This is a genomic window from Mucilaginibacter sp. P4_C11, from assembly GCF_056402115.1.
Genome location: NZ_JBFUIA010000006.1, coordinates 195,311 through 216,148 on the forward strand (window position 1 = coordinate 195,311; position 20,838 = coordinate 216,148).

General features: G+C 42.2%; 21 protein-coding genes. 15 read left to right on the forward strand and 6 right to left on the reverse strand.

All coding sequences use genetic code 11. The annotated features are described in order from the left end of the window. Positions 1 to 276: 276 nt before the first annotated feature. On the forward strand, positions 277 to 2,217 hold the full coding sequence (locus tag AC1DU2_RS07775) for a M1 family metallopeptidase (protein WP_477383617.1): 1,941 nt from the start codon (positions 277 to 279) through the stop codon (positions 2,215 to 2,217). 112 nt (positions 2,218 to 2,329) lie between these two features. Here AC1DU2_RS07775 and AC1DU2_RS07780 read toward each other — a convergent pair whose 3' ends face one another. From AC1DU2_RS07780 to AC1DU2_RS07790, 3 genes are all read right to left on the reverse strand, one after another. Continuing rightward, positions 2,330 to 2,713 carry a TfoX/Sxy family protein gene (locus AC1DU2_RS07780; protein ID WP_477383618.1) on the reverse strand — a complete coding sequence of 128 codons (384 nt, stop codon included), beginning with the start codon at positions 2,711 to 2,713 and terminating at the stop codon, positions 2,330 to 2,332. 160 nt (positions 2,714 to 2,873) lie between these two features. Then, a complete protein-coding gene (locus AC1DU2_RS07785) occupies positions 2,874 to 4,103 on the reverse strand; it encodes an RNA polymerase sigma factor (RefSeq protein ID WP_477354342.1) in 1,230 nt (409 codons plus the stop codon). Positions 4,104 to 4,150: 47 nt separating this feature from the next. Next, the gene (locus AC1DU2_RS07790; RefSeq protein ID WP_477354345.1) at positions 4,151 to 4,504 is read right to left on the reverse strand and encodes a YciI family protein; all 354 of its coding nucleotides are present in this window, start codon (positions 4,502 to 4,504) and stop codon (positions 4,151 to 4,153) included. Positions 4,505 to 4,685: 181 nt separating this feature from the next. Between AC1DU2_RS07790 and AC1DU2_RS07795 the strand changes: the two genes are divergently transcribed. From AC1DU2_RS07795 to AC1DU2_RS07855, 13 genes are all read left to right on the forward strand, one after another. Next, positions 4,686 to 5,162, forward strand: coding sequence for an RNA polymerase sigma factor (locus AC1DU2_RS07795; RefSeq protein ID WP_477383619.1), 477 nt, complete (start codon positions 4,686 to 4,688; stop codon positions 5,160 to 5,162). After that, positions 5,146 to 5,754: a hypothetical protein gene (locus AC1DU2_RS07800; protein ID WP_477354351.1), complete on the forward strand. Its 609-nt coding sequence runs from the start codon at positions 5,146 to 5,148 to the stop codon at positions 5,752 to 5,754. Before AC1DU2_RS07795 ends, AC1DU2_RS07800 begins: the two co-directional genes overlap by 17 nt. Before the next feature lie 74 nt (positions 5,755 to 5,828). After that, entirely contained in the window at positions 5,829 to 6,815 is a 987-nt protein-coding gene (locus tag AC1DU2_RS07805; RefSeq protein ID WP_477383620.1) for a DUF6427 family protein, read from the forward strand. Between the two features lie 126 nt (positions 6,816 to 6,941). Further along, positions 6,942 to 7,634 carry a phosphoribosylformylglycinamidine synthase subunit PurQ gene (gene purQ, locus AC1DU2_RS07810; RefSeq protein WP_477383621.1) on the forward strand — a complete coding sequence of 231 codons (693 nt, stop codon included), beginning with the start codon at positions 6,942 to 6,944 and terminating at the stop codon, positions 7,632 to 7,634. Continuing rightward, on the forward strand, positions 7,634 to 8,377 hold the full coding sequence (locus AC1DU2_RS07815) for a type III pantothenate kinase (protein WP_477383622.1): 744 nt from the start codon (positions 7,634 to 7,636) through the stop codon (positions 8,375 to 8,377). The genes purQ and AC1DU2_RS07815 overlap by 1 nt, the downstream gene beginning before the upstream one ends. Continuing rightward, positions 8,370 to 9,686, forward strand: a complete 1,317-nt coding sequence (gene bamG / locus AC1DU2_RS07820; protein ID WP_477354360.1) for a BamG family beta-barrel-assembly machinery protein — start codon at positions 8,370 to 8,372, stop codon at positions 9,684 to 9,686. Before AC1DU2_RS07815 ends, bamG begins: the two co-directional genes overlap by 8 nt. After that, positions 9,679 to 10,275 (forward strand): LPS export ABC transporter periplasmic protein LptC, encoded by a 597-nt coding sequence (lptC, locus tag AC1DU2_RS07825; protein WP_477354363.1) that lies wholly within the window; start codon positions 9,679 to 9,681, stop codon positions 10,273 to 10,275. The genes bamG and lptC overlap by 8 nt, the downstream gene beginning before the upstream one ends. 95 nt (positions 10,276 to 10,370) lie before the next feature. Beyond that, entirely contained in the window at positions 10,371 to 12,512 is a 2,142-nt protein-coding gene (locus AC1DU2_RS07830) for a peptidylprolyl isomerase (protein WP_477383623.1), read from the forward strand. Positions 12,513 to 12,811: 299 nt separating this feature from the next. Then, a complete protein-coding gene (locus AC1DU2_RS07835) occupies positions 12,812 to 13,327 on the forward strand; it encodes a DUF2480 family protein (protein ID WP_477383624.1) in 516 nt (171 codons plus the stop codon). Between the two features lie 148 nt (positions 13,328 to 13,475). Beyond that, positions 13,476 to 14,252: a DUF3108 domain-containing protein gene (locus tag AC1DU2_RS07840; RefSeq protein ID WP_477367264.1), complete on the forward strand. Its 777-nt coding sequence runs from the start codon at positions 13,476 to 13,478 to the stop codon at positions 14,250 to 14,252. Positions 14,253 to 14,260: 8 nt separating this feature from the next. After that, positions 14,261 to 14,824 carry a DUF3109 family protein gene (locus AC1DU2_RS07845; RefSeq protein ID WP_477367260.1) on the forward strand — a complete coding sequence of 188 codons (564 nt, stop codon included), beginning with the start codon at positions 14,261 to 14,263 and terminating at the stop codon, positions 14,822 to 14,824. A gap of 179 nt (positions 14,825 to 15,003) precedes the next feature. After that, a complete protein-coding gene (locus AC1DU2_RS07850; RefSeq protein ID WP_477367257.1) occupies positions 15,004 to 15,225 on the forward strand; it encodes a hypothetical protein in 222 nt (73 codons plus the stop codon). Then, a complete protein-coding gene (locus AC1DU2_RS07855) occupies positions 15,225 to 15,668 on the forward strand; it encodes a type II toxin-antitoxin system VapC family toxin (protein ID WP_477367253.1) in 444 nt (147 codons plus the stop codon). Before AC1DU2_RS07850 ends, AC1DU2_RS07855 begins: the two co-directional genes overlap by 1 nt. 89 nt (positions 15,669 to 15,757) lie before the next feature. On the opposite strand, the gene AC1DU2_RS07860 is transcribed toward AC1DU2_RS07855, so the two are convergent. Together AC1DU2_RS07860 and AC1DU2_RS07865 are read right to left on the reverse strand one after the other, a co-directional pair. Next, complete coding sequence (locus AC1DU2_RS07860; protein ID WP_477383625.1) at positions 15,758 to 16,486, reverse strand: YjjG family noncanonical pyrimidine nucleotidase; 729 nt, start codon at positions 16,484 to 16,486, stop codon at positions 15,758 to 15,760. A 216-nt stretch (positions 16,487 to 16,702) separates the two neighbouring features. Continuing rightward, positions 16,703 to 17,449 (reverse strand): segregation and condensation protein A, encoded by a 747-nt coding sequence (locus AC1DU2_RS07865; RefSeq protein WP_477367246.1) that lies wholly within the window; start codon positions 17,447 to 17,449, stop codon positions 16,703 to 16,705. A gap of 365 nt (positions 17,450 to 17,814) precedes the next feature. Here AC1DU2_RS07865 and dxs point away from each other — a divergent pair, with 365 nt between their 5' ends. Further along, positions 17,815 to 19,746, forward strand: a complete 1,932-nt coding sequence (gene dxs, locus AC1DU2_RS07870) for a 1-deoxy-D-xylulose-5-phosphate synthase (RefSeq protein WP_477367271.1) — start codon at positions 17,815 to 17,817, stop codon at positions 19,744 to 19,746. A gap of 148 nt (positions 19,747 to 19,894) precedes the next feature. Here the strand turns inward: dxs and AC1DU2_RS07875 are convergent, their stop codons facing one another. Next, a complete protein-coding gene (locus tag AC1DU2_RS07875; protein ID WP_477367243.1) occupies positions 19,895 to 20,749 on the reverse strand; it encodes a UDP-2,3-diacylglucosamine diphosphatase in 855 nt (284 codons plus the stop codon). Between the last annotated feature and the right edge of the window lie 89 nt (positions 20,750 to 20,838).

Sequence of the window (20,838 nt, forward strand, 5' to 3'; positions counted from 1 at the left end):
TTTATATCACGCAAACGTTTGACAGGGCGTTGTTTAGCATCTGTTTGGTTGGCTTCCTGCCGGGAAGTTAACCCGATTGCTTTAACAGGATAGCTTATTTTTGAGACAAGGGGTTCATTACCTTCAAAATCGATATCAAAACAGGTCGCCAACGCCAATTAGTCAAACGTTTGCGTTGTGCCCGGCAATGTAAAAGCCAACCTTAATCAATAATTTCAGGGATTGATAATTATGGCGGCCAAAACTGTCCGTGCTTCCCAAATCAAAGTATTGATCATGATAAAAAAACATACCTACCTGTGGCTGTTAGCCGCGTTGTTGATGCCGGTTTCTGTAATGGCGCAAAGCAAATCAACCTATGATCCGTTGCAGGTTTTTGACTATAGTTTTTTTAAACACAATGGCAACGATATCCGTAATGCCAATGGTGCGCCCGGCCCTAAATACTGGCAAAACCGGGCCGATTATCTAATTCATGCCGCGCTGGTTGAAAAAGATACCGCTATAACCGGCGATGTAACCATCAGCTATACCAACAACAGTACCGATAGCCTGAATTATTTGTGGCTGCAACTGGATCAGAATTTGTTTAAATCCGATTCGCGTGGCGTGGCAACCACACCGGTTAAGGGCGACAGGTTTGATTCAAACGGTTTTGAAGGCGGATACCAGGTTACGGCAACAACAGTAGTATACAACGGTAAAAGCTATACCATTACCCCATCTATTACTGACACCCGGATGCAGTTGCGCTTGCCTTTTGTAGTAAAGCCTCATGGCGATAAAATCAGCATCAAAGTAAATTACACTTTTGCGATACCCGAGCATGGTGCCGACCGCATGGGTCGGCTGGCTACCAAAAATGGCATTATCTTCCAGCTGGCGCAATGGTTTCCGCGCATGTGTGTTTACGATGATGTAATGGGTTGGAACACTTTGCCCTACATGGGTACCGGCGAATTTTACTGTGAGTATGGCAATGTTGATTATTACATTACCACCCCTGCCGATATGATTGTGGCCGCATCCGGCGATCTGCAAAACCCGCGCGAAGTATTGACCGCTACCCAGGTAAGCCGCCTGGCCAATGCCGCCAAAAGCGACAGCACCGTTAGCATTATTAAACAGCAGGAAGTACTTACTACCCGCATCCGTCCAAAACAAACGGGTACTTTAACCTGGCATTATAAAATGCAAAATACCAGGGATGTTGCCTGGTCGGCATCAAGGGCGTTTATGTGGGATGCAGCAAGAGTAAATTATCCATCGGGCAAAAAGGGGCTGGCCATGGCCGTTTACCCGGTAGAGAGTGTGGCACCCAACAAATACAACCGGGCTGTGCAGTATTTAAAACACAGCATGGAGTTTTATTCAGAAACCTATTTTGAATATCCATGGCACTCGGCAACCGTAGTGGCCGGTGTGGCTTTGGGCATGGAATACCCGGGCATTGTGTTTTGCAGCTATAGTATTAAGGACGATGACCTGTTCCGGGATATTACGCACGAGATGGGGCACAACTGGTTCCCGATGATTGTGGGCAGTAACGAGCGGCGCTTTGCCTGGATGGATGAAGGCTTTGATACATTTATAAATGGTTACGCATGGTCGCATTTTAACAATGGCGAGTATGCCGATAAAAGTAACCCGGCGGTTGGTATTACCCCGCAAATGCTGAAAGCTAAAGATGCCCTGATGGTAGCACCCGAGGTGAATAACGAAGGAGGGATGTATTATTACAAAACTGCCTTCGCCCTTAATTTATTACGCAATACTGTTTTGGGTGCCGATAGGTTTGATTACGCTTTCAAAACATATATAAAACGCTGGGCTTACAAACACCCCCAGCCCGACGATTTTTTCCGTACCATGAACGATGCCGCAGGCGAAGATCTTACCTGGTTTTGGAAAGAGTGGTTTTACACCACCTGGAATATCGACCAGGCTGTTACCGATATTAAGTATGATAAAAACGGCGCGGCATCGGGCGCCATCATCACCATAGAAAACCTGCGCGAAATGGTAATGCCTGTTACCGTAAAAATTGTGGAGCAAAACGGTAAAACGCAAATTGTAAAATTACCGGTGGAGGTATGGCAGCGTGGTCCTAAATGGAGCTTTAAGTGTAATACAACTTCTAAAATTGCCAGGGTAATCGTCAATCCTGATAATTTACTACCGGATGTCGACAGGAGCAATAATACGTTGAGGGATTAAGAGTTACGTCTCATTGGGCCATATGTGTCCTCACAAGTCGCTCTTCATCATACTTCTCGTAAACCATATGACATGTCGGGAAGATGACTGTGGGGACACAGTCATCGGGAAGCTATGGATTACCTTTTGCCTTAAATCTTTCGCCTTTAACCTTCTCTCCCCGTTTTTTAGATGCCTTAGCTACCTTATTAAACTCCAAAGCCAATGCCATCCAACGGCTAAATTTTTTGTTGGCGTTAATGTCGTTGCCATCAACCCAAACATAGTCCTTCATTACACGGCTGCCGTTTATCATCTGGCGGCAATCGCCTTTTTCTAATTCCACGGCTGCCTGGTTTTGGCCAATGCGGAAAAGCAAGCCGGTATCGCGCACGCAAACACACATTTTATCATCAACCATAAAGCACAAACCCTGGAACATTTTTATCTCGTCAATTTTGGGCTGTTCGCTTAATGCTTCGCGTACGCGGTTGGTCAATTGTTCGTCGTAGGCCATGTGGTGTTAAGTTAATAGTACTAAGTATTGAGTTAACAGTCAGATTTATCCTTTTTTATTGAGAGCTTAAGACTTTCGGTTAAAGACTATCCGTAATTGCATGATAAACAAAGTTGTAGATATTATTATACATGTAGGGATAAAATTAACGAAAATCAGGTCACTTTAATTGTTCTAAATCTTTTTTGATACGGCTTTTCTCGCTTGCTGTTTTGGCCAGGTTTAGCGCGGTTTTCAAATGGGCTATGGCCAAGGTGTTATCTGCATCTTTATACAAATGACCCAATAACACATGGTACAGGTGATTATCGTTCAGCTTTAATTTTTCGGCTTCAACAATGGCATCCCGCTTACCACGGGCTTTATACAAGGCATAGGTACGGTTAAGGGCGGCCACCGGCGAATAAGCAATTTGCAGCAGGCGGTTGTATAATTGCAGAATGCTTTCCCATTTATCTATGGTATCCTCCTTTACGGTATGCCAATAGGCAATGGCCGCTTCCAGGTGGTATTTGTTTACCTGGTTACCTTTGGAGGCCAGTTCCAGGTAGTGTTTTCCTTTGTGTATCAGTTCATCAACCCAAAGGCTGGTATCCTGGTCGTCATACCGTACCATTTCGCCATGTTCGTCGGTACGCGCATCAAAACGTGAGGAATGGAAACACATCAGCGCCATTAGTGCATAAGTTTCGGGCAGGTTGGTCAACTCATTTTCGATGAGCAGGTAGGTAAGGCGCATAGCCTCTAAACAAAGGTCTTTACGTAAAGTGGTGTCCTGGCTGGTTGAGTAATAACCTTCGTTAAACAGTAAATATAGCGTAGTTAAAACAGCCTGCAGCCTTTTGCTAATTTGCGAGGTTGCCGGGAACTCAATCTTCACTTTTTCTTCCCGCAGTTTTTCCTTCGCCCTGAACAGGCGTTTATTGATGGTGGCTTTGTTGGATAAAAAAGCGTCGGCAATTTCATCAATCCCAAACCCGCAAAGAATTCTTAACGCCAGGCTCACCTGTGCTTCGGCAGGCAACACTGGCTGGCATATGGCAAACATCAGCTGTAGCTGGCTGTCGTTAATGTGTTTGTCCGAAAGGTCTATTTCAAATTCAGCATAATCCGTCTGTGCTGACTGCAGGATGGGGGTAACCTTTTGATCGAAGATTTTATTGCGCTTTAAATAGTCTTTGGCCCTGTTGCGGGCTACGGCGTAAAGCCAGGCTACGGGGTTTTCGGGCAGGCCCTTAAGCCCCCAGGTTTCGGCGGCACTTAAAAAAGTCTCGCTGGCAATATCTTCGGCAATTTCGGGATGCTCAAAACCAAAGTGCTTGTACAGTACAGATACTATTTTGCGGTACTCGGTACGGAATAAATGCGGCAGCAGTTCGGTTTTGTTCATGGCGGTATAAAGCCACCTCCCCGGTACAGGGAGGTAGCAGCATAAAATTACATATTCATGGGCACAACCTGGCGTACCTCAACATTGCCGCCAACCAGCAAAATGGGGCAGCCTTTTGAAATTTCGGTAGCCTCTTCCAACGTATCGCACTTGATCATGGAATAGCCGCCTATTAATTCTTTTATTTCAACGTAAGGGCCGTTGGTAACTATCCCATCGGGCCTTACCACCGATCCTGTGCCGTTATACAGGCGGTTGCCATTGCTAACCAGTTTGTTTTGCGCGGCAATACCGCCTAGCCAGTCCATCCATAATTTCATGGTTTCCTGCATCTGCTCTGGCGACCGCGACTCAGTTGCGGTTTCTTCAACTTGTCTGAAGATCAATAAGAATTCGTTCATGATGATTTAAATTTTGGTGATTAAAGCTATAGGACGATCAGGTTTTATGGAATAGGACAGCAAGCTAAAAATAATTTATATATTTCAATTACCGGTTCAAGATACGCCAAATTTGCAATCGGAAAATAAATGTAGCATTTTAAAAAATCCGGTATCTAAACAATCGAAACAAAACAAGGGCATGTCGTTTGAAGAAATTTACGATACATATTACAGCAAGATCTTCCGCGTATGCATGGGCTACATGAACGATCATGGCCGTGCCCGCGATGTTACGCAGGATACATTTATTACCGTTTGGCAAAAGCTGGATCAGTTCCGGAACGAATCGGCCATAGGTACCTGGATTTTCCGGATAGCATCAAACCATTGCCTGCGCCAGTTGGAGAAACAAAACCGAATGCCACCAGGCGAGATGCCGGTAGAACTGGAAGATAAACCGCCACCTGATACGGAAGGCCAGGTGCAACTGCTGTATAGATGTATAGCTGAACTGCCCGAGATTGACCGCATCATCATTTCGTTGGAACTGGAGGATGTAAAGCAAGCCGAAATAGCCGCTATTACTGGTCTTTCCGAAACCAACATCAGGGTAAAGGTTTATAGGATTAAAGAAAAACTATCTCAAAAATTTAAAAAGTATGAGCAGCAATATTGATTTAAAAGCGCTTTGGCAGCAACAGCCAGCCGGCGACAAACCGGATATTAAAGCGGTAATAAAAAAGGCCATGGGCATAAAAAATAAAACAAGGAATAAACTGATATGGACCAACCTGGTATTGCTTGCAACAGTAGTTTTGATAATATACGTTGGGGTGAATTTAGATACCCGTGTGCTTACTACTACCATTGGTGTTGTGCTCATTGTATTTGCCATAGTTGCTTTTATGATCGTCAGCAATGGCCTGTATATGGGCCTCTTTAAAAGCCACCCCGAAACGGATACCTTTACTTACCTGGCCGAATTAATGTCGATACAAAAAAAGCAGCAGTTCATTCAAACCAGGGTATTAAAATTATATTTCCTGTTTTTGGGACTGGGCTTGTTTTTATATATGATAGAGTTTGAAAGAAAAATGAGTTTTTTTTGGGCGATAGTATCCTGTGTATGTTCATTGGGGTGGTTAGCCTTTGCCTACTTTTATATAACACCCCGTGAGTTTAAAAGACAGCAGGCCGACATGAATGCTACCATAGCAAAATTACAGGCTATAAATAAGCAATTGCACGAATCTGAAGGAGCGCAGTAAACAGATCGCCTTAAATCTATTACCACTCTTTTGGCTTTTTGTGCTAATTTTACCGTCGCAAAATATCGCCCGCTATGATCCAGGTTTTCCGGTCTTTTAATCCTTTGAATGTATTGTGGCTGGTGATTGTATTGTTTGTTACCCGGTTGGGTTATATAATACAGGTGCCTGGTAAACTGGAGTTTGTGTTTGTTGAGCCGTTTGCACGCTTGCTGGTGCCGGTTGCTTATGAGTACGCATTGTCGCCCGGGTTGAATGTTTTTCTTGCAGCGGTGTTGATACTAATACAAGCGTTGCTGCTTAACTATTTAATAAATCACTATAATTTATTAAGCAAGCCCTCTTTTTTGCCGGCTTTAATGTATGTAACGCTATCGGGGTTGTTTTCGCCTTTTTTGATATTGAGCGCACCACTCATCTGTAATTTTTTGCTGATATGGATGTTGTTTAAGTTGTTTAGCCTGTACAAAGGCGATAGCGCCAAATCAATATCTTATGATGCAGGTATGATTGTGGCGCTTGGCTCACTTATTTACTTCCCGTTTATTTACCTGTTCTTGATCATTTGGATATCGCTTATATTATTTAAGCCATTTAACTGGCGCGAGTGGGTATCGGGCGTTTTGGGGTATGCCACTATCTTTTTCTTTTTGGCTGTGTTTTACTATCTGAACGATAAAATTGCCGTTTTTTACAATATCTGGTTGCCGCTGGGTAAAAAGTTTCCTGATCACATCAGCATCAATTCCTATAATTACCTGCTGCTGATACCTGTTTTACTGATATTGGTGCTTTGCATTTTTAAATTACAGCAAAATTTCTTTAAAAGTTACGTGCAAACCCGTAAATCTTTCCAGCTTTTATTTTTCATTTTTTTGATTGCCGGCTTTTCATTTTACGTGAACGCCTCCTTTCAACTTAACCATTTTTTGTTGTGTATAGCACCCGCCGCTGTGTTTTTTGCCTATTATTTTTTATATGCAACCAAAAAATGGTTTTACGAAAGCCTGTTTTTATTGCTGTTAATCAGTATTATCTACTTTCAGTTTAACAAATTTTAACTTTTACATTCGTCCAAATTTCAGCGGTTATATTAGTTTTGTAGCGTGAAACTATTATTGGCTGCTGTTTAAACAAACAACAAGGCGATTGTAGTATCATAAAAACTTACACAAAAAACAAATCAGATGAAATTTGGCGTAGTTATATTCCCCGGCTCTAACTGTGATGAAGACATCATATATGTATTAGAAAAAATAATGGGTCAGCAGGTTGTGAGGTTATGGCATAAAGACCATGATTTACAAGGTGTAGACTTTGTTGTTTTACCCGGTGGTTTCTCCTTTGGCGATTATCTTCGTTCAGGTGCTATCTCCCGTTTTTCGCCAATTATGCAGGAAGTTATCCAGTTTGCTGCAAAAGGCGGTTACGTAATGGGTATTTGTAACGGTTTCCAGATATTGGCCGAAGCAGGTTTACTGGATGGCGCTTTGTTGCATAACGAAAATCGTAAATTCATTTGCCGTAACATTTATCTTAAACCGCAAACAACCCAATCGTTGCTTACCGTTGGTTTGGAGCAGAACCAGGCATACAAAATACCTATCGCCCATGGCGAGGGTAACTTTTTTGCCGATGCTGATGTGATAAAACGCTTAAATGATAACGACCAGGTAATGTTCCGCTATTGCGACGAGGCAGGTAATATTACAGCTGATGCTAACCCTAACGGATCGTTGGAAAATATTGCCGGTATCACCAATGCTGCCCGCAACGTATTTGGTTTAATGCCTCACCCCGAACGTGCTGCCGATTCATTATTGGCTAACGAAGACGGACTGGCCATTTTTGAATCAATATTATCAGTAGTTAGGGCCTGATGACCAGCCTGGTTATCGATATTGGTAACACATTTACAAAGATTGCTGTATTTGAGCTTGATGAATTACTTACGGTTGAACAATTTGAAGATGTACCCATAACCAGGCCGGATGAACTGATCAGCGAGTATCAGGTTGACAGGGGAATAGTATCGTCGGTAAAAAAAAATGTGGAGCCCTGGCAAACAAGCTTAACATCAAAAATACCGCTGGTTACATTTAACAACACCATGACCAGTGGAATACAAAGCCACTACCTAACCCCCGAAACACTTGGTACAGATAGAATGGCTGCTGTAATAGGGGCAAGCCATATATACCCAGGGAAAAATACCCTGGTAATAGCAGGCGGCACCTGCATAACGTACGACTATGTTGACGCCAACCGGAATTATTTTGGAGGCAGCATATCACCGGGTTTAAATATGCGTTATAAGGCAGTAAATTATTATACTGCTGGTTTGCCGCTTATAAATGCCGATGCCGGGTTTACGCCGGGTTACGGAAACAATACCGAAACTGCTATACGTTCGGGTGTGCAAAACGGTATAAAACATGAGTTAACCGGGTTTATTGAAAGCTATAAAGCCATTGATAACCAACTAAATATTGTGCTAAGTGGGGGCGACAGTATTTTTTTTGATACGCTGTTAAAAAACAGCATCTTTGCCCCCTATATAAAAATTGAACCTTATTTGGTTTTAAAAGGATTAAACGCAGCTATACAAAAGCATAATGATTAAATATACCAGGTTTCTTTTAACACTTCTATTTTCTGCAGTAATTGTATTTGCAGCAAACGCGCAGTCTACCACCAGCTCTCCATATTCAAGGTTCGGTTTGGGCGATATGACCCCACAATCAACTGCTCAAAGCCTTGGCACAGGCGGCATTGGCGTTGCTACCAACAGGATCAGCTTGTTTAATAACATCAACTTCCTTAACCCGGCATCATACGCGGCTATTAATTTAACTACTATTGATATAGGTATTTACAGCAACTTTTCAACCCTGAGCCAAACCGGGCAAACCAGCCAAAGCAATAAAAACTTCAGGTTAAGCCACATCGCTTTTGGTATTCCTGTTAGTAAGCATTCGGCATTTAGTTTTGGCTTGTTGCCCTATAGCGAACGTGGATATAACTACAAAAAATCGGTTAGCAGTTTAGGCACTTCTTCGCCGGCCGATACCAATACTACCAACTATACTTATAATGGCGACGGTGGCCTATCAAAAGCGTATATCGGTTATGGCTTTACAATTGCCAAACATTTATTAATAGGTGGTAATGTATCCTATATATTTGGTAATTTAAAAGATAATACAACCACCGAAACGCCCGGACTTGCAGGATTTTTGAACACAAAAATTGAGCAAACCAATGCTATTGGCGGTTTAAATTATGATTATGGTTTACAATATTCCATTGACCTTTCCGAAACCAAACATGTTATCCTGGGTTACTCGGCATCAGCGGGATCAAAACTCAACTCACAATCGAGCTTCATTGTAAGCCACTATACCAACGATGCTAACGGTAACCCCAACATCGCGGTTGATAGTGTGATAAATAAACAAGGGTCATCAGTAAAACTGAAGCTGCCGCAAATAAACAGGTTTGGGGTATCGTTCCAAAATGATGGTAAATTTTTAATCGGGGCCGACTACTCGATGGGGCAATGGTCAAATTACACTATTGATGGTCAAAACCAGGGTTTGGTAAATAGCCGCACCATTAATGTTGGCGCGCAAATTACACCAAACATTGGTACTATACGCAACTACCTGGCTACTGTTGATTACCGTATAGGTGGTATTTACGATGAAACTTACATGGTTGTTAATAACACCCGGATAAAAAGGGTAGCTGTAACCGCTGGCTTTGGCTTGCCTTTACGTCCTAACAATGGCAGCTTTTACAAGATCAATTTCTCGGCCGAGGTTGGTAAAAGAGGTACGCTGGCCAATGGCCTGGTTAAAGAAAACTACGTTAACCTGCACTTAGGCTTTACGCTTAACGACAGGTGGTTTACCAAATATAAATTTGATTAATAACAGCATGTACAGCGGGGCAAAATATATGAAGGGCGCAAGCCTGCTGTTATTGCCTTTATTTGGCTTGTTTATAGCCTCATGCGAAAACGACCTGAACAAGGTTAAAGAGATTGCCTCTACCGAAATGGGCGTAGTGGTTGAACCGACAACCGGGGTTGACTTGATTATGAGCGATTCGGCAAGGGTTAAATTGCACCTGTTGGCACCGCTTATGTTGCAGTACCAAACAAAAGAACCCTATAAGCTGATGCCCAAAGGGGTAAAGGTTATACTTTACGATAAGCAAACCCAGCAGGAATCGGGTAATATTGTTGCAGATACGGGTATTTCCCGCGATACTAAAAAGCTTATTGAGTTTCACAAAAACGTAGTGGCAACCAATGCCAAAGGCGAAACCTATAAATCTGACGAACTTTACTGGGACCAGACCACAAAAAAAGTTTATTCGCACAAACCAGTACAGGTAACCATGAACGGCGGCAACGTGATGAACGGCGATAGTTTTGAAAGCGATGACGCTTTCCTGCACCCAACATTAAAAAGCAGTACCGGCATATTTCACGTGGACGAAAAAGTGACACAATAATGTTGTTTTTTTCAGGAAAATTTTGTGTTATAGAATTTTACTAAAAATTGTATCTTGCGCCCTCTTTTAAAAGAATATAATAATTACAGAAGTATATGGGTATAATGGGTTTCTTGCGCGAACGGATGGGAAAAATCCTGGCAATCTTTATTGGGGTTGCACTTTTTGCATTCATCGTGAGCGAGGTAGTAAGATCAGGTGGGTCCTTTTTTAAAGACGACCGCAACGAACTTGCCGAAGTAAACGGCGAAAAAGTTCAATTAGATGAGTTTAACAAAAAACTCGACCAAAACACAAACCAGTTTAGGCAACAGTCGGGGCAAAGTATTTCGCCCCAGATATTAAACTATGTTCAGGAAACTACCTGGAACCAGGTGATAAGCGAACTGTTGCTTAACAAAGAGATTGAAAAATTAGGCTTAACTGTAGGCGGCGATGAAGCTGCTGCCATGGTAACCGGTAACAACCCAGACCAGCAGATAACCCGCGTGCCCCAGTTTGCTGATCAGCAAACCGGCCAGTTTGATAAAAACAAACTGAACCAGTATTTAGCTTTTATATCATCTGCAAAAGCCGATACCACTGCAAAACGTCAGTGGGGTGATTTTTTGACGCAGGTATTTGAAGCTAAACAAAAAACCAAATACATGGCTATTGTTACCAATGGCTTATATGTAAACTCGTTAGAGGCTAATGATGATTACCAGGCAAAAAACAAATTGGTTAGCTTTAAATACGCTACACTTGATTACGCGTCTATCCCCGATGCCAAGGTAACTTTAACCGATGCCGATTACAGCACATACTATGATGCCCACAAAGCTGAGTTTAAAAATCAGCAGGAAACCAGGTCATTTGATTATGTAGCTTTTAATGGCGCCCCTTCTAAAGAGGATAGCGCTGCTATTAAGACCGAAGTAAACAAACTGGTTGATAGTATTAAAGTAAGCACCAACGATTCGCTTTTTGTACAGATTAACTCTGAAACAAAAACTCCGCTGGTATTCCAGAAAAAGGGCGCGTTTGAGCCTAAGTTAGATACTTTGATGTTTAACGCTGCCAAAGGTTTTGTTTATGGCCCTTACGTATCAAACGGAAGCTATAAAATTGCCAAGCTAAGCGATGTTAAAACAACCTTCGACTCGGTGCGGACCAGGCATATTTTGATTAACCCTCAAATTGAAGGTGGTATCGAAAAAGCAACGGCTAAAGCAGATTCACTTAAAAAATTAATTGAAGGCGGCAGGCCGTTTACGGATTTTGTTGCCAATTTTTCGACAGATAAAGGCAGCGCTGTTAAAGGTGGCGAAATACCTTCATTTGATGTTAATGGCTTAATGGCTGGTGGCCAGGGTCAAATTGCCGCCGAATATGCAAACGCGGCTTTTAAAGCAAGCAAAGGCAGCCTGATTGTGGTTACCTCACAGTTTGGTGTTCACCTGATACAGGTGGAGGATCAAAAAGGATCGGTAAAAGTTATTAAAGTGGCTGTTGTTGATAAACCGATTGTTGCCAGCAGTAAAACACAAACTGTTGCTTACAGTAAAGCCCAGGGATTTTTAGCTGCTTTAACAAAAGATAATTTTGATGCCGAAGCTAAAAAAGAAGGTATTAAAAAGCTAAGTGCTGACGATGTTGCCGGTACAGCTGCAGGCCTGCCAGGCTTGGATAATGCCCGCGAAGTTGTAAGATGGGCGTTTAAAGCCGACAAAGGAGACCTGTCCGATAAAGTATTTACGGTTGGCGATCAATACATCATCCCTCGTTTAACTCAAATTAAACCTAAGGGGATTTTGCCGCTTGACGTTGTTAAAAAGCAAATTGAACCGGCTGTGCGTAACGAAGTAAAAGCAAAACAACTGAATGAAAAATTCGTGGCTGCGCTGAACGGATCATCATCAATTGATCAGGTAGCTCAAAAAGTAGGTACAAAAGCAGTTCCTGTACAAAACATTGTTTTTGCTAACCCGATAATACCGGGCCAGGCAGGCGCCGAATACAAAGTTGTGGGTTCTATTTTCGGTTCTCAGCCTAATAAGCTTTCAAAACCGGTTAACGGCCAACAAGGCGTATTTGTTTATATTGTTGAGGGCTTTACCAATCCGGCACCGCTCACCAACAACTTAAGGCAAAAGCAACAAATAGCGCAAACCTTAATACAACGTGCAGATGGACAGGTATTGGATGCGCTGAAAGATAATGCCAATGTAAAAGATAACAGGGCTAAACTGTTATAATATAAATTAAAGTAATTTTACATCCGGGAACAGCGTTAAACCTGTCGCCCGGATTTTTTTTGCCTGGAGATTTTTTTAAAATCGCCTAAAAAACATCGGCGAAAGACTTGCGGAGTTTTAAAAACTTCGCAAGTCTGGGATTTTCCAACATGTCATGAGTAGGGACGGAGGATCTATTCGAGAGCTTTTCTATCGGTAGGAACGAAGATTTACAAGGCAAATCAAACTCAGCCTACATGTTGGGGTTAAAAAAATCAGGATTTAGAATTTAGTGCAATTAGGATTTAGAATTTGAACTTATGGATATCCAGGAAAACATAGTAAACAAAGTGGCCCAAAGCGGCTTGGTTACCTTAGATCCCGCATCGTTTTACCCGGCAGGCGAACGCGTTATTTACGATATTAAGGATAACCTGTTCCATGGCCTGATGCTGCGCGAAAAAGATTTACGCGATTTTATAAAGGAACACGATTTTACGCAATACCAGGACAAAAACGTAGGAATTACCTGTAGCGCTGATGCTATTGTGCCAACCTGGGCATACATGTTACTGGCAAACCGGATGGCGCCTTATGCCCGCGAGGTTGTTTTTGGCAACGCAGATGTATTGGAAACAGTTTTGTTTGAAAAAGAGATTGCGAAAGCCGACCTGGAACAATACGCAGGTCAGCGTATTGTATTAAAAGGATGCGGCGATATAGCAGTACCGGTTTCGGCCTATGTGGAGCTGACCAAAAAGTTAACCCCGATAGTAAAAAGCATGATGTTTGGCGAGCCGTGCTCAACTGTGCCAATTTATAAGCGTAAGGATTAATATTAACTATTTGCTTTTAATTGAATCCCACTAACCAATAGTTTCCGGTTCATGCAATAAAAATGGGTTTAAACCATTTATAGTATCAATTGTCCTATTCATGTGCTGGTTATAAACATGAATAGGCTTCAGTTAAAAGCAAACATTAATGAAAAAAATCTTCTCGTGCTCCTTGTTCTTTGTACTGTTTTACGCTTCGGGCTTTGCACAGGAACTTGCGAAAGTAAGTGAGCCGGTATTTAAAGTGGGCGAAAAACTGAGTTATAAAATGCAGTATGGCTTTTTTACCGCCGCCGAAGCCAATATCAGGATTGAGGCCAGCGATAAAAAATTACCCGGCAACGCATTTCATTTGATTGCCGAAGGAAAAACAGCGGGCACCTTTGATATATTTTATAAGGTGCGCAACCGTTACGATTCGTATGTAGATCAAAATACATTGTTGCCTTACTTTTATAGCGAAGACCGGCACGAAGGTAAATGGAAGCATACCGATAAAGCTACCTTTGATCAAAAAGACAATAAAGTAACCGCCAATAAAGGCGAATTTTCATATAAAGGCGATTCATTTGATTTTGTATCGGCATATTATTTTGCCCGCACAATTGATGTATCCAGGCTTAAAACAGGCGATACATTTGACCTGCAATATTTTTTAGAGGATGGCTTTCATAAAATGAATATCACCTACGTGGGTACAGAAACTATTAAATGTGATATGGGTACCTTTAATTGTTTGAAATTTAACCCTACAATTATCCCCGGGCGTATTTTTCGTAAGGATAGTAAGTTGTACCTTTGGATTACCAATGATGGCAACAGGATACCTGTAAAGGCGCATGTTGAGGTTATTTTAGGCAGCATAACAATGGAGCTACAGGCCGCAAGCGGATTGAAGTATCCATTAAACCCCATTAAGAAGTAAATTAAAATATGATTGAGGTAGGTAACGTGTTGGTGCACGAAGATGTAGTTAAAGAAAACTTTGTTTGCAATTTAAACAAATGTAAAGGTGCCTGCTGTTTAGAAGGAGATTCGGGTGCACCATTAAATGCCGACGAACTCGATATTTTAAAAGAAATATATCCAAAAGTAAAGCCATATCTTACGGCAAAGGGCATTAAAACCATTGAAAAGGTTGGCACTTATGTTAAGGACTTTGAAGGCGATTACACTACCCCATGTGTGGATACCAACAAGGAATGTGCTTACGTGATTTGGGAAAACGGGATTACTAAATGCGGTATCGAAAAAGCTTATGAAGAGGGCGCTGTTACCTGGAAAAAACCCATTTCCTGCCATTTATACCCCATACGCATTACAGCCTACCCGGAGTTTGATGTGTTAAATTACGACCGCTGGAGCATTTGCAGCCCCGCCTGCACCTTTGGTGACGAACTAAAAGTACGTGTTCACGAATTCTTAAAAGGCCCGCTGATCCGCAAATATGGTGCTGAATGGTACCAGGAATTGGAAGATGAGGTAGCCGGAAGGTAAGCGGGCTTGCTTTCTGGGATTAAACTGCTTCGGTATGCTGCTTTTAAGGTGTTGAGGGCGGTTAATTATATTTTGCCTGTTGCTCCCTGTTTAAAAAGCCGATAATGTGTTTTAAGCGACTTCTGGCTTTTGCATAAAATATTCTGTAAATTTGTTTAAATACCAAAACGGAGGTCTTAATGAAACCCGAAATTACGCTGCCACCTAACGGGGTGTTCAAAACCCATAAGGCATATTCGCCCGAAGAAATACTTGCTGCGGGCGGGGCTACTGCCTTCGGTAAAAAATCAGGCAAAAACAATAAAAGTTTAATTAAGGCTCTGAAAAACGCGCCCGCAGCTGAGCCGTTTACTCAACAAGAATGGGATCAAACCTTGCAGCGGCTAAAAGATGCTAAGTAGTGAATTTATTATTTGATACCAACATTATTTTAACGCTAATCCGTTCAAATAATTACGATAATATTATTGGCTTAATAAATCCTGATAGTGTTCCTGTTTATATTTCTGTAGTTTCAGAAGCAGAGATCAAATCAATAGCAATACAAAATAACTGGGGCATTAACCGGCGTAATAAGCTTAATTTGTTTTTAGATAACGTTAATATTGTTGAGATCAGCCAGATGTTTATCAATACATACACGGAGATCGACAGTTATTCTCAGCGTCGAAATCCTGCTTTTGTTGATTATCCTTTCTCAACCCATCGGAACATGGGCAAAAATGATTTATGGATCGCCTCATTAGCTGCATTACTTGGGTTACAACTTGTTACCACCGATGGCGATTTTGACCATTTAAACAGAGTGTTTTTTGAAGTGCAAAAGTTAACACCAACATTGTAAAATAGTATTGTAAACAGGCACCGGCCTAATTTGCTTAAAGTCGAAACTTTACGAGGCCTATCAAAAAATTGATAGGTTATGCAAAAGCATTAAAACATCCCCACCAACTCTTTCAAATGCCCTATCTGTACGGGTACATCGTTGGGCTTTGGCGCATTAAAGGGGTTAAAATAAATGGCGTCCATACCAAATTCTAAAGCGCCGTAAATATCGGCTTCCAGGCTATCGCCAATCATCACGCTTTCTTTTTTGTTGGCTCCGGCAAGGTCTATCGCATGCTGAAATATAGCTTTATCTGGTTTGTTGACACCTACATCCTCAGAGATGATAATATTTTTAAAATAGCCTGCCAAGTTACTGCCGGCAATTTTTATCTGGGTGGAGTCTTTAAACCCGTTTGAGATGAGGTGTAGCGTATATTTTGATTGCAGATAAGTGAGCGTTTCATGAGCGTGCGGGAACAGGTTTGTTTTTGTAGGGCACAACTGCACATAGGCATCCTCAAAATCAACAGGCATCAGGTCGGGGTGTAGGCCAAGATCGGTGAAGGTGCGTTTAAATCGTGCATCACGCAGTTCGTCTTTAGTGATTTGCCCGGTATGGTATTGTGCCCAAAGCTGATGGTTATTGCGCGTATAAGTTTCAATAAACAAGCCCGCAGAAGTAAGGCCGATACGCTCCAACTGGTGGAGGTGATAAAGTTCATGTAAAGCCTCCTCCGCATTTTTATCAAAATCCCAGATGGTATGATCAAGATCGAAAAAGATATGTTTTTTAATTTCGGACTTCGGGGCTTTAATTTCAGATTGATTTTTCATTTAGATATTATGCGTTGGCGATATGAAGGGGCAACATCCGCCAGTCAATTATCCATCGCCCTGCAAAGTTCGTTATTAGATTGGTTGCCGCTACCTTTTTTTGTTTTTTTAACATTAACAGCTGATTCGCCGTCAAAATATAATCAGGACGACCCTGGCGTAAATAAACCTTCAATTCGCCGGCCATATGCTGTCTCAAATCTCATATCTAACATCTTATATCTCTTTTGGCGATATCCAAAAGTTATTGTACCCCAGGCCTATTTGTATTTCTATCAGTTCCTGTTGCAGCATCTCCAGCACGGCCAAAAAGTTGTATACAAAATGTACCTTATTTTCCGATTCTTTGGCGAGCGCCTTAAAATCGAGCATTTTATTGATCTTAAGCAGGTCGGCAACAGCTTGCTTTTGTTTTTCGATAGTATAAGGATACTGAACCACGGTATGCTTTACCTCTTCGCTGCGGTTAAGGTAGTTGCGCATCAGGCGTTCATGCACCATCATCAGCTTGTACAGGCTTATTTCTGATAGCTCTTCGCCGGGAAGCACCACTTTTTCTACCTGCTCCAGGTCGTGCTTAATGTTACCCCGTTTCTCCTGTTTAAAACGCTCTTCTTCATATGGCCGTAGTTCGTCGCACAGTTCTTTAAACTTTTTATATTCTATCAGCTTACGAATCAGGTTTTCCTTGGTATCGGTATCATCTGCGGTATTTTCGGCCTCGTAGCGGGGTAACAGCATTTTGGCTTTAATGCGCATTAGCGTTGCGGCAACAAAAATAAACTCACTGGCCAGCTCCATGTTCAGGCTGGTCATCTGGTGAATGTAGTTTAAAAAATCGTCGGCAATTTTGGCAATGGGGATGTCATGGATGTCCAGTTCATCGCGTTCAATAAAAAACAGCAACAGATCAAACGGGCCTTCAAACTGGGGTAAATGTATGGCAAAGCTGTCGTCGGTCATATATCAACGGTAAAAGTAACGATTTTTGATTTCGGATTTTGGATGTTCGATTTCGGATTTACGAAAAATGCTTTCATCTAAATTCAGATCCTGATAACCCGCTGTTGCGTTGCGCAACAAGTGAAACACACGAAAAAAAACATCTATTTAATAATCAACACATTATCAATTGTCATAAAATCAAAAACGCAACAAAAACGCAATAGCAAAACAAAAATGAAGCCTTTTAAAAGAACTCTCCGTTACCTTCCCCCTTTTACCTTTCGCCTTTCACCTTATTCCCGCTCTTTTTTAATACAAATCGATATGCTTTATTTATAAATAATTAGTTTACTTTGTAGGTTAAATACAGATTACAAATGTCAATGCAGGTACCGGCCGGCGATTTATTGTCAAAAATAAATTACCCTTCTGATTTAAAGCAACTTAGTGAAGATCAACTTGGACAGGTTTGCCAGGAGTTGCGCCAGTATATCATCGATGTTGTATCGGTAAATGGCGGCCATTTCGCCGCCAGCCTGGGGGTTGTGGAACTTACAGTTGCATTGCAATACGTTTTAAACACCCCTTACGACCAATTAGTTTGGGATGTAGGCCACCAGGCATACGGCCATAAAATACTCACCGGTCGTCGCGAAGAATTTCATACTAACAGGATTTATAAGGGCATCAGTGGTTTTCCTAAACGATCTGAAAGCGAATATGATACTTTTGGTGTTGGCCACTCATCAACATCCATATCTGTTGCTTTGGGAATGGCCGTGGCATCGCAATATAAAGGCGAAACCGACAGGCAGCATGTTGCCGTTATTGGCGATGGCGCTATGACAGCCGGTATGGCCTTTGAAGCATTAAACCATGCCGGTATCGAAAATTCCAACCTGTTGGTGATCCTGAACGACAATAACATGTCTATCGATCCTAATGTAGGCGCTTTGAAGGAATACCTTACGGATATTACTACTTCAAAACCCTATAACCGTTTCAGGGACGATATTGCGCATGTACTGGCCAAGCTATCGGCTATTGGCCCGGATGCGTTTAAAATTGCCCAGAAATTAGAAAAAAGCATAAAAGGCACCCTGCTTAAACGAAGCAACTTTTTTGAAGCTTTAAAATTCAGGTATTTTGGGCCGATAGACGGCCACGATGTAAACCACCTGGTAAAAGTTTTAAAAGACCTGCGCGATATTCCGGGGCCCAAAATATTACATTGCGTTACCACCAAAGGCAAGGGCTACGCCCTGGCCGAAAAAGACCAGACCAAGTGGCATGCCCCCGGTTTATTTGATAAAATTACCGGTGAGATAAAGAAAGCTAAATACGATAAACCGCAACCGCCTAAATACCAGGATGTGTTTGGCCATAGTATTATCGAACTGGCCGAGCAAAACCCTAAAATAATGGGTATTACGCCGGCAATGCCATCGGGCTGTTCATTAAACCTGATGATGAAGGCTATGCCTAACCGTGCTTTTGACGTGGGTATTGCCGAGCAGCACGCAGTAACTTTCTCGGCTGGTTTGGCAACACAGGGCCTGGTTCCTTTTTGTAATATCTACTCCAGCTTCATGCAACGGGCGTATGACCAGGTGATACACGATGTGGCCATACAAAAACTCAATGTGGTGCTTTGCCTTGATCGCGCCGGTTTTGCCGGTGCCGATGGCCCAACACACCATGGCGCTTATGACCTGGCCTATATGCGTTGTATCCCGAACATGACGGTATCGGCACCAATGAACGAGGAAGAATTGCGTAACCTGATGTACACAGCCCAGCAGGAAAACATGGGGCCGTTTGTAATAAGGTACCCCCGTGGTAATGGTGTCATGGTTGACTGGCAACGCCCCTTTAAGGCTATACCCGTAGGCAAAGGCCGCAAAATTTGCGACGGCGAGGATGTGGCGATACTATCTATCGGTGCCATTGGGAACGAAGCCGTAAAAGCCATAGCGGCGTTAAATAACGAGGGCTACTATCCTGCTCATTACGATATGCGTTTTGTAAAACCGCTTGATGAAGCTTTACTACACGAGGTATTCAGAAAATTTGATAAAGTGATTACCGTTGAAGACGGCTGCCTTGAAGGAGGTATGGGTAGCGCAATACTTGAATTTATGGCCGATAACGGCTATCAGAAAACCCAGGTAAAACGTTTAGGCATACCCGACAGGATTGTTGAACACGGCGAGCAGCCCGAACTTTGGGCCGAATGTGGTTTTGATGCCGAGGGAATTGCCATGCAGGTTAAAAACTTAGGCGCACAGCGCAACGCGCATACTATCGCATCGTAAAGCTATTAGTGTTAAGTCAGCAGTACTAAGGCTAAAGCTGAGTTTTTTTCTTTTTGACTTAGAACTTAAGACTTTGAGCTAAATACAATCCGTCAATTTATCGTTGACACGACATTACCGTAATTCGATGGTCGATAAATAGCTTGTTTTACTCGGTTTCCTGTCTAAACCTGTCTAACAGATTTTTAACATCCATTTTGGCGTCAAGGTCTTCGGCATCGGTTTTGTCGTCCTCGTCGGCATCGGTGTTAAATTCTTCGGGATTGTATTTGAAGATAGTCCAGTTACCGTCCTGGTATTCAAGTGAGGATAGGCTTTCAACCCAATCGCCCGAGTTAAGATACAGTACAGAGCCCGTTTTGTCGGTATTTTCTATCTGCCTGATCTCGGCATGGTGTATATGCCCGCAAATAACATATTGGTAATTTTTATCAACCGCCAGGTCGGCGGCGGTTTGCTCAAATTGGTTTATAAACTTTACGGCCTCCTTAAAACGGGCTTTCACTTTTTGCGAGAAGCTCATTTTTTGACGGCCGATGGCAGTTAATAACCAATTGGTCATGCTGTTAATGAGTATCAGGGTATCATAGCCTACGGCGCCAAGTTTGGCCAGCCATTTGGAGTGCTGCATGGTAACATCAAACACATCGCCATGAAAGATCCAGGCTTTTCTGCCGTCAATATTTAATACTACTTTGTTGAGCAGTTTGAAGGAACCGAGGTCAAAATCGGCAAACTTACGCAGCATCTCATCGTGGTTGCCGGTAAGGTAGTATACGGGGATACCTTCCGTAACAAATTTTAATATGCGCCTGACTACTTTCATATGCGCCTCGGGCCAGTACGATTTGCTAAACTGCCAGATATCAATAATATCGCCGTTAAGGATAAGTATTTTAGGCTTAATGCTTTTTAAATATTTAAGCAATTCTTTTGAATGACATCCATAAGTACCAAGATGAACATCGGATATTACTACAATATCTACTTCGCGTTTTGCCATTAAAATTAGGGGATTAAATGCACAGGCGGCAGATTTTGCCGGTCATTGAATTTTAAATAAATACTAAACAAACGATTATTCGTCGTCTT

Coding starts and splice junctions, on each gene's coding strand:
- AC1DU2_RS07830 (WP_477383623.1), top strand. CDS start 10,371: ATGGGTATAATGGGTTTCTTGCGCGAACGGATGGGAAAAATCCTGGCA.
- AC1DU2_RS07860 (WP_477383625.1), bottom strand. CDS start 16,486: ATGAAAAATCAATCTGAAATTAAAGCCCCGAAGTCCGAAATTAAAAAA.
- purQ (WP_477383621.1), top strand. CDS start 6,942: ATGAAATTTGGCGTAGTTATATTCCCCGGCTCTAACTGTGATGAAGAC.
- AC1DU2_RS07850 (WP_477367257.1), top strand. CDS start 15,004: ATGAAACCCGAAATTACGCTGCCACCTAACGGGGTGTTCAAAACCCAT.
- AC1DU2_RS07840 (WP_477367264.1), top strand. CDS start 13,476: ATGAAAAAAATCTTCTCGTGCTCCTTGTTCTTTGTACTGTTTTACGCT.
- AC1DU2_RS07845 (WP_477367260.1), top strand. CDS start 14,261: ATGATTGAGGTAGGTAACGTGTTGGTGCACGAAGATGTAGTTAAAGAA.
- AC1DU2_RS07795 (WP_477383619.1), top strand. CDS start 4,686: ATGTCGTTTGAAGAAATTTACGATACATATTACAGCAAGATCTTCCGC.
- AC1DU2_RS07865 (WP_477367246.1), bottom strand. CDS start 17,449: ATGACCGACGACAGCTTTGCCATACATTTACCCCAGTTTGAAGGCCCG.
- AC1DU2_RS07800 (WP_477354351.1), top strand. CDS start 5,146: ATGAGCAGCAATATTGATTTAAAAGCGCTTTGGCAGCAACAGCCAGCC.
- bamG (WP_477354360.1), top strand. CDS start 8,370: ATGATTAAATATACCAGGTTTCTTTTAACACTTCTATTTTCTGCAGTA.
- AC1DU2_RS07790 (WP_477354345.1), bottom strand. CDS start 4,504: ATGAACGAATTCTTATTGATCTTCAGACAAGTTGAAGAAACCGCAACT.
- dxs (WP_477367271.1), top strand. CDS start 17,815: ATGCAGGTACCGGCCGGCGATTTATTGTCAAAAATAAATTACCCTTCT.
- AC1DU2_RS07775 (WP_477383617.1), top strand. CDS start 277: ATGATAAAAAAACATACCTACCTGTGGCTGTTAGCCGCGTTGTTGATG.
- AC1DU2_RS07815 (WP_477383622.1), top strand. CDS start 7,634: ATGACCAGCCTGGTTATCGATATTGGTAACACATTTACAAAGATTGCT.
- AC1DU2_RS07875 (WP_477367243.1), bottom strand. CDS start 20,749: ATGGCAAAACGCGAAGTAGATATTGTAGTAATATCCGATGTTCATCTT.
- AC1DU2_RS07785 (WP_477354342.1), bottom strand. CDS start 4,103: ATGAACAAAACCGAACTGCTGCCGCATTTATTCCGTACCGAGTACCGC.
- AC1DU2_RS07780 (WP_477383618.1), bottom strand. CDS start 2,713: ATGGCCTACGACGAACAATTGACCAACCGCGTACGCGAAGCATTAAGC.
- AC1DU2_RS07835 (WP_477383624.1), top strand. CDS start 12,812: ATGGATATCCAGGAAAACATAGTAAACAAAGTGGCCCAAAGCGGCTTG.
- AC1DU2_RS07805 (WP_477383620.1), top strand. CDS start 5,829: ATGATCCAGGTTTTCCGGTCTTTTAATCCTTTGAATGTATTGTGGCTG.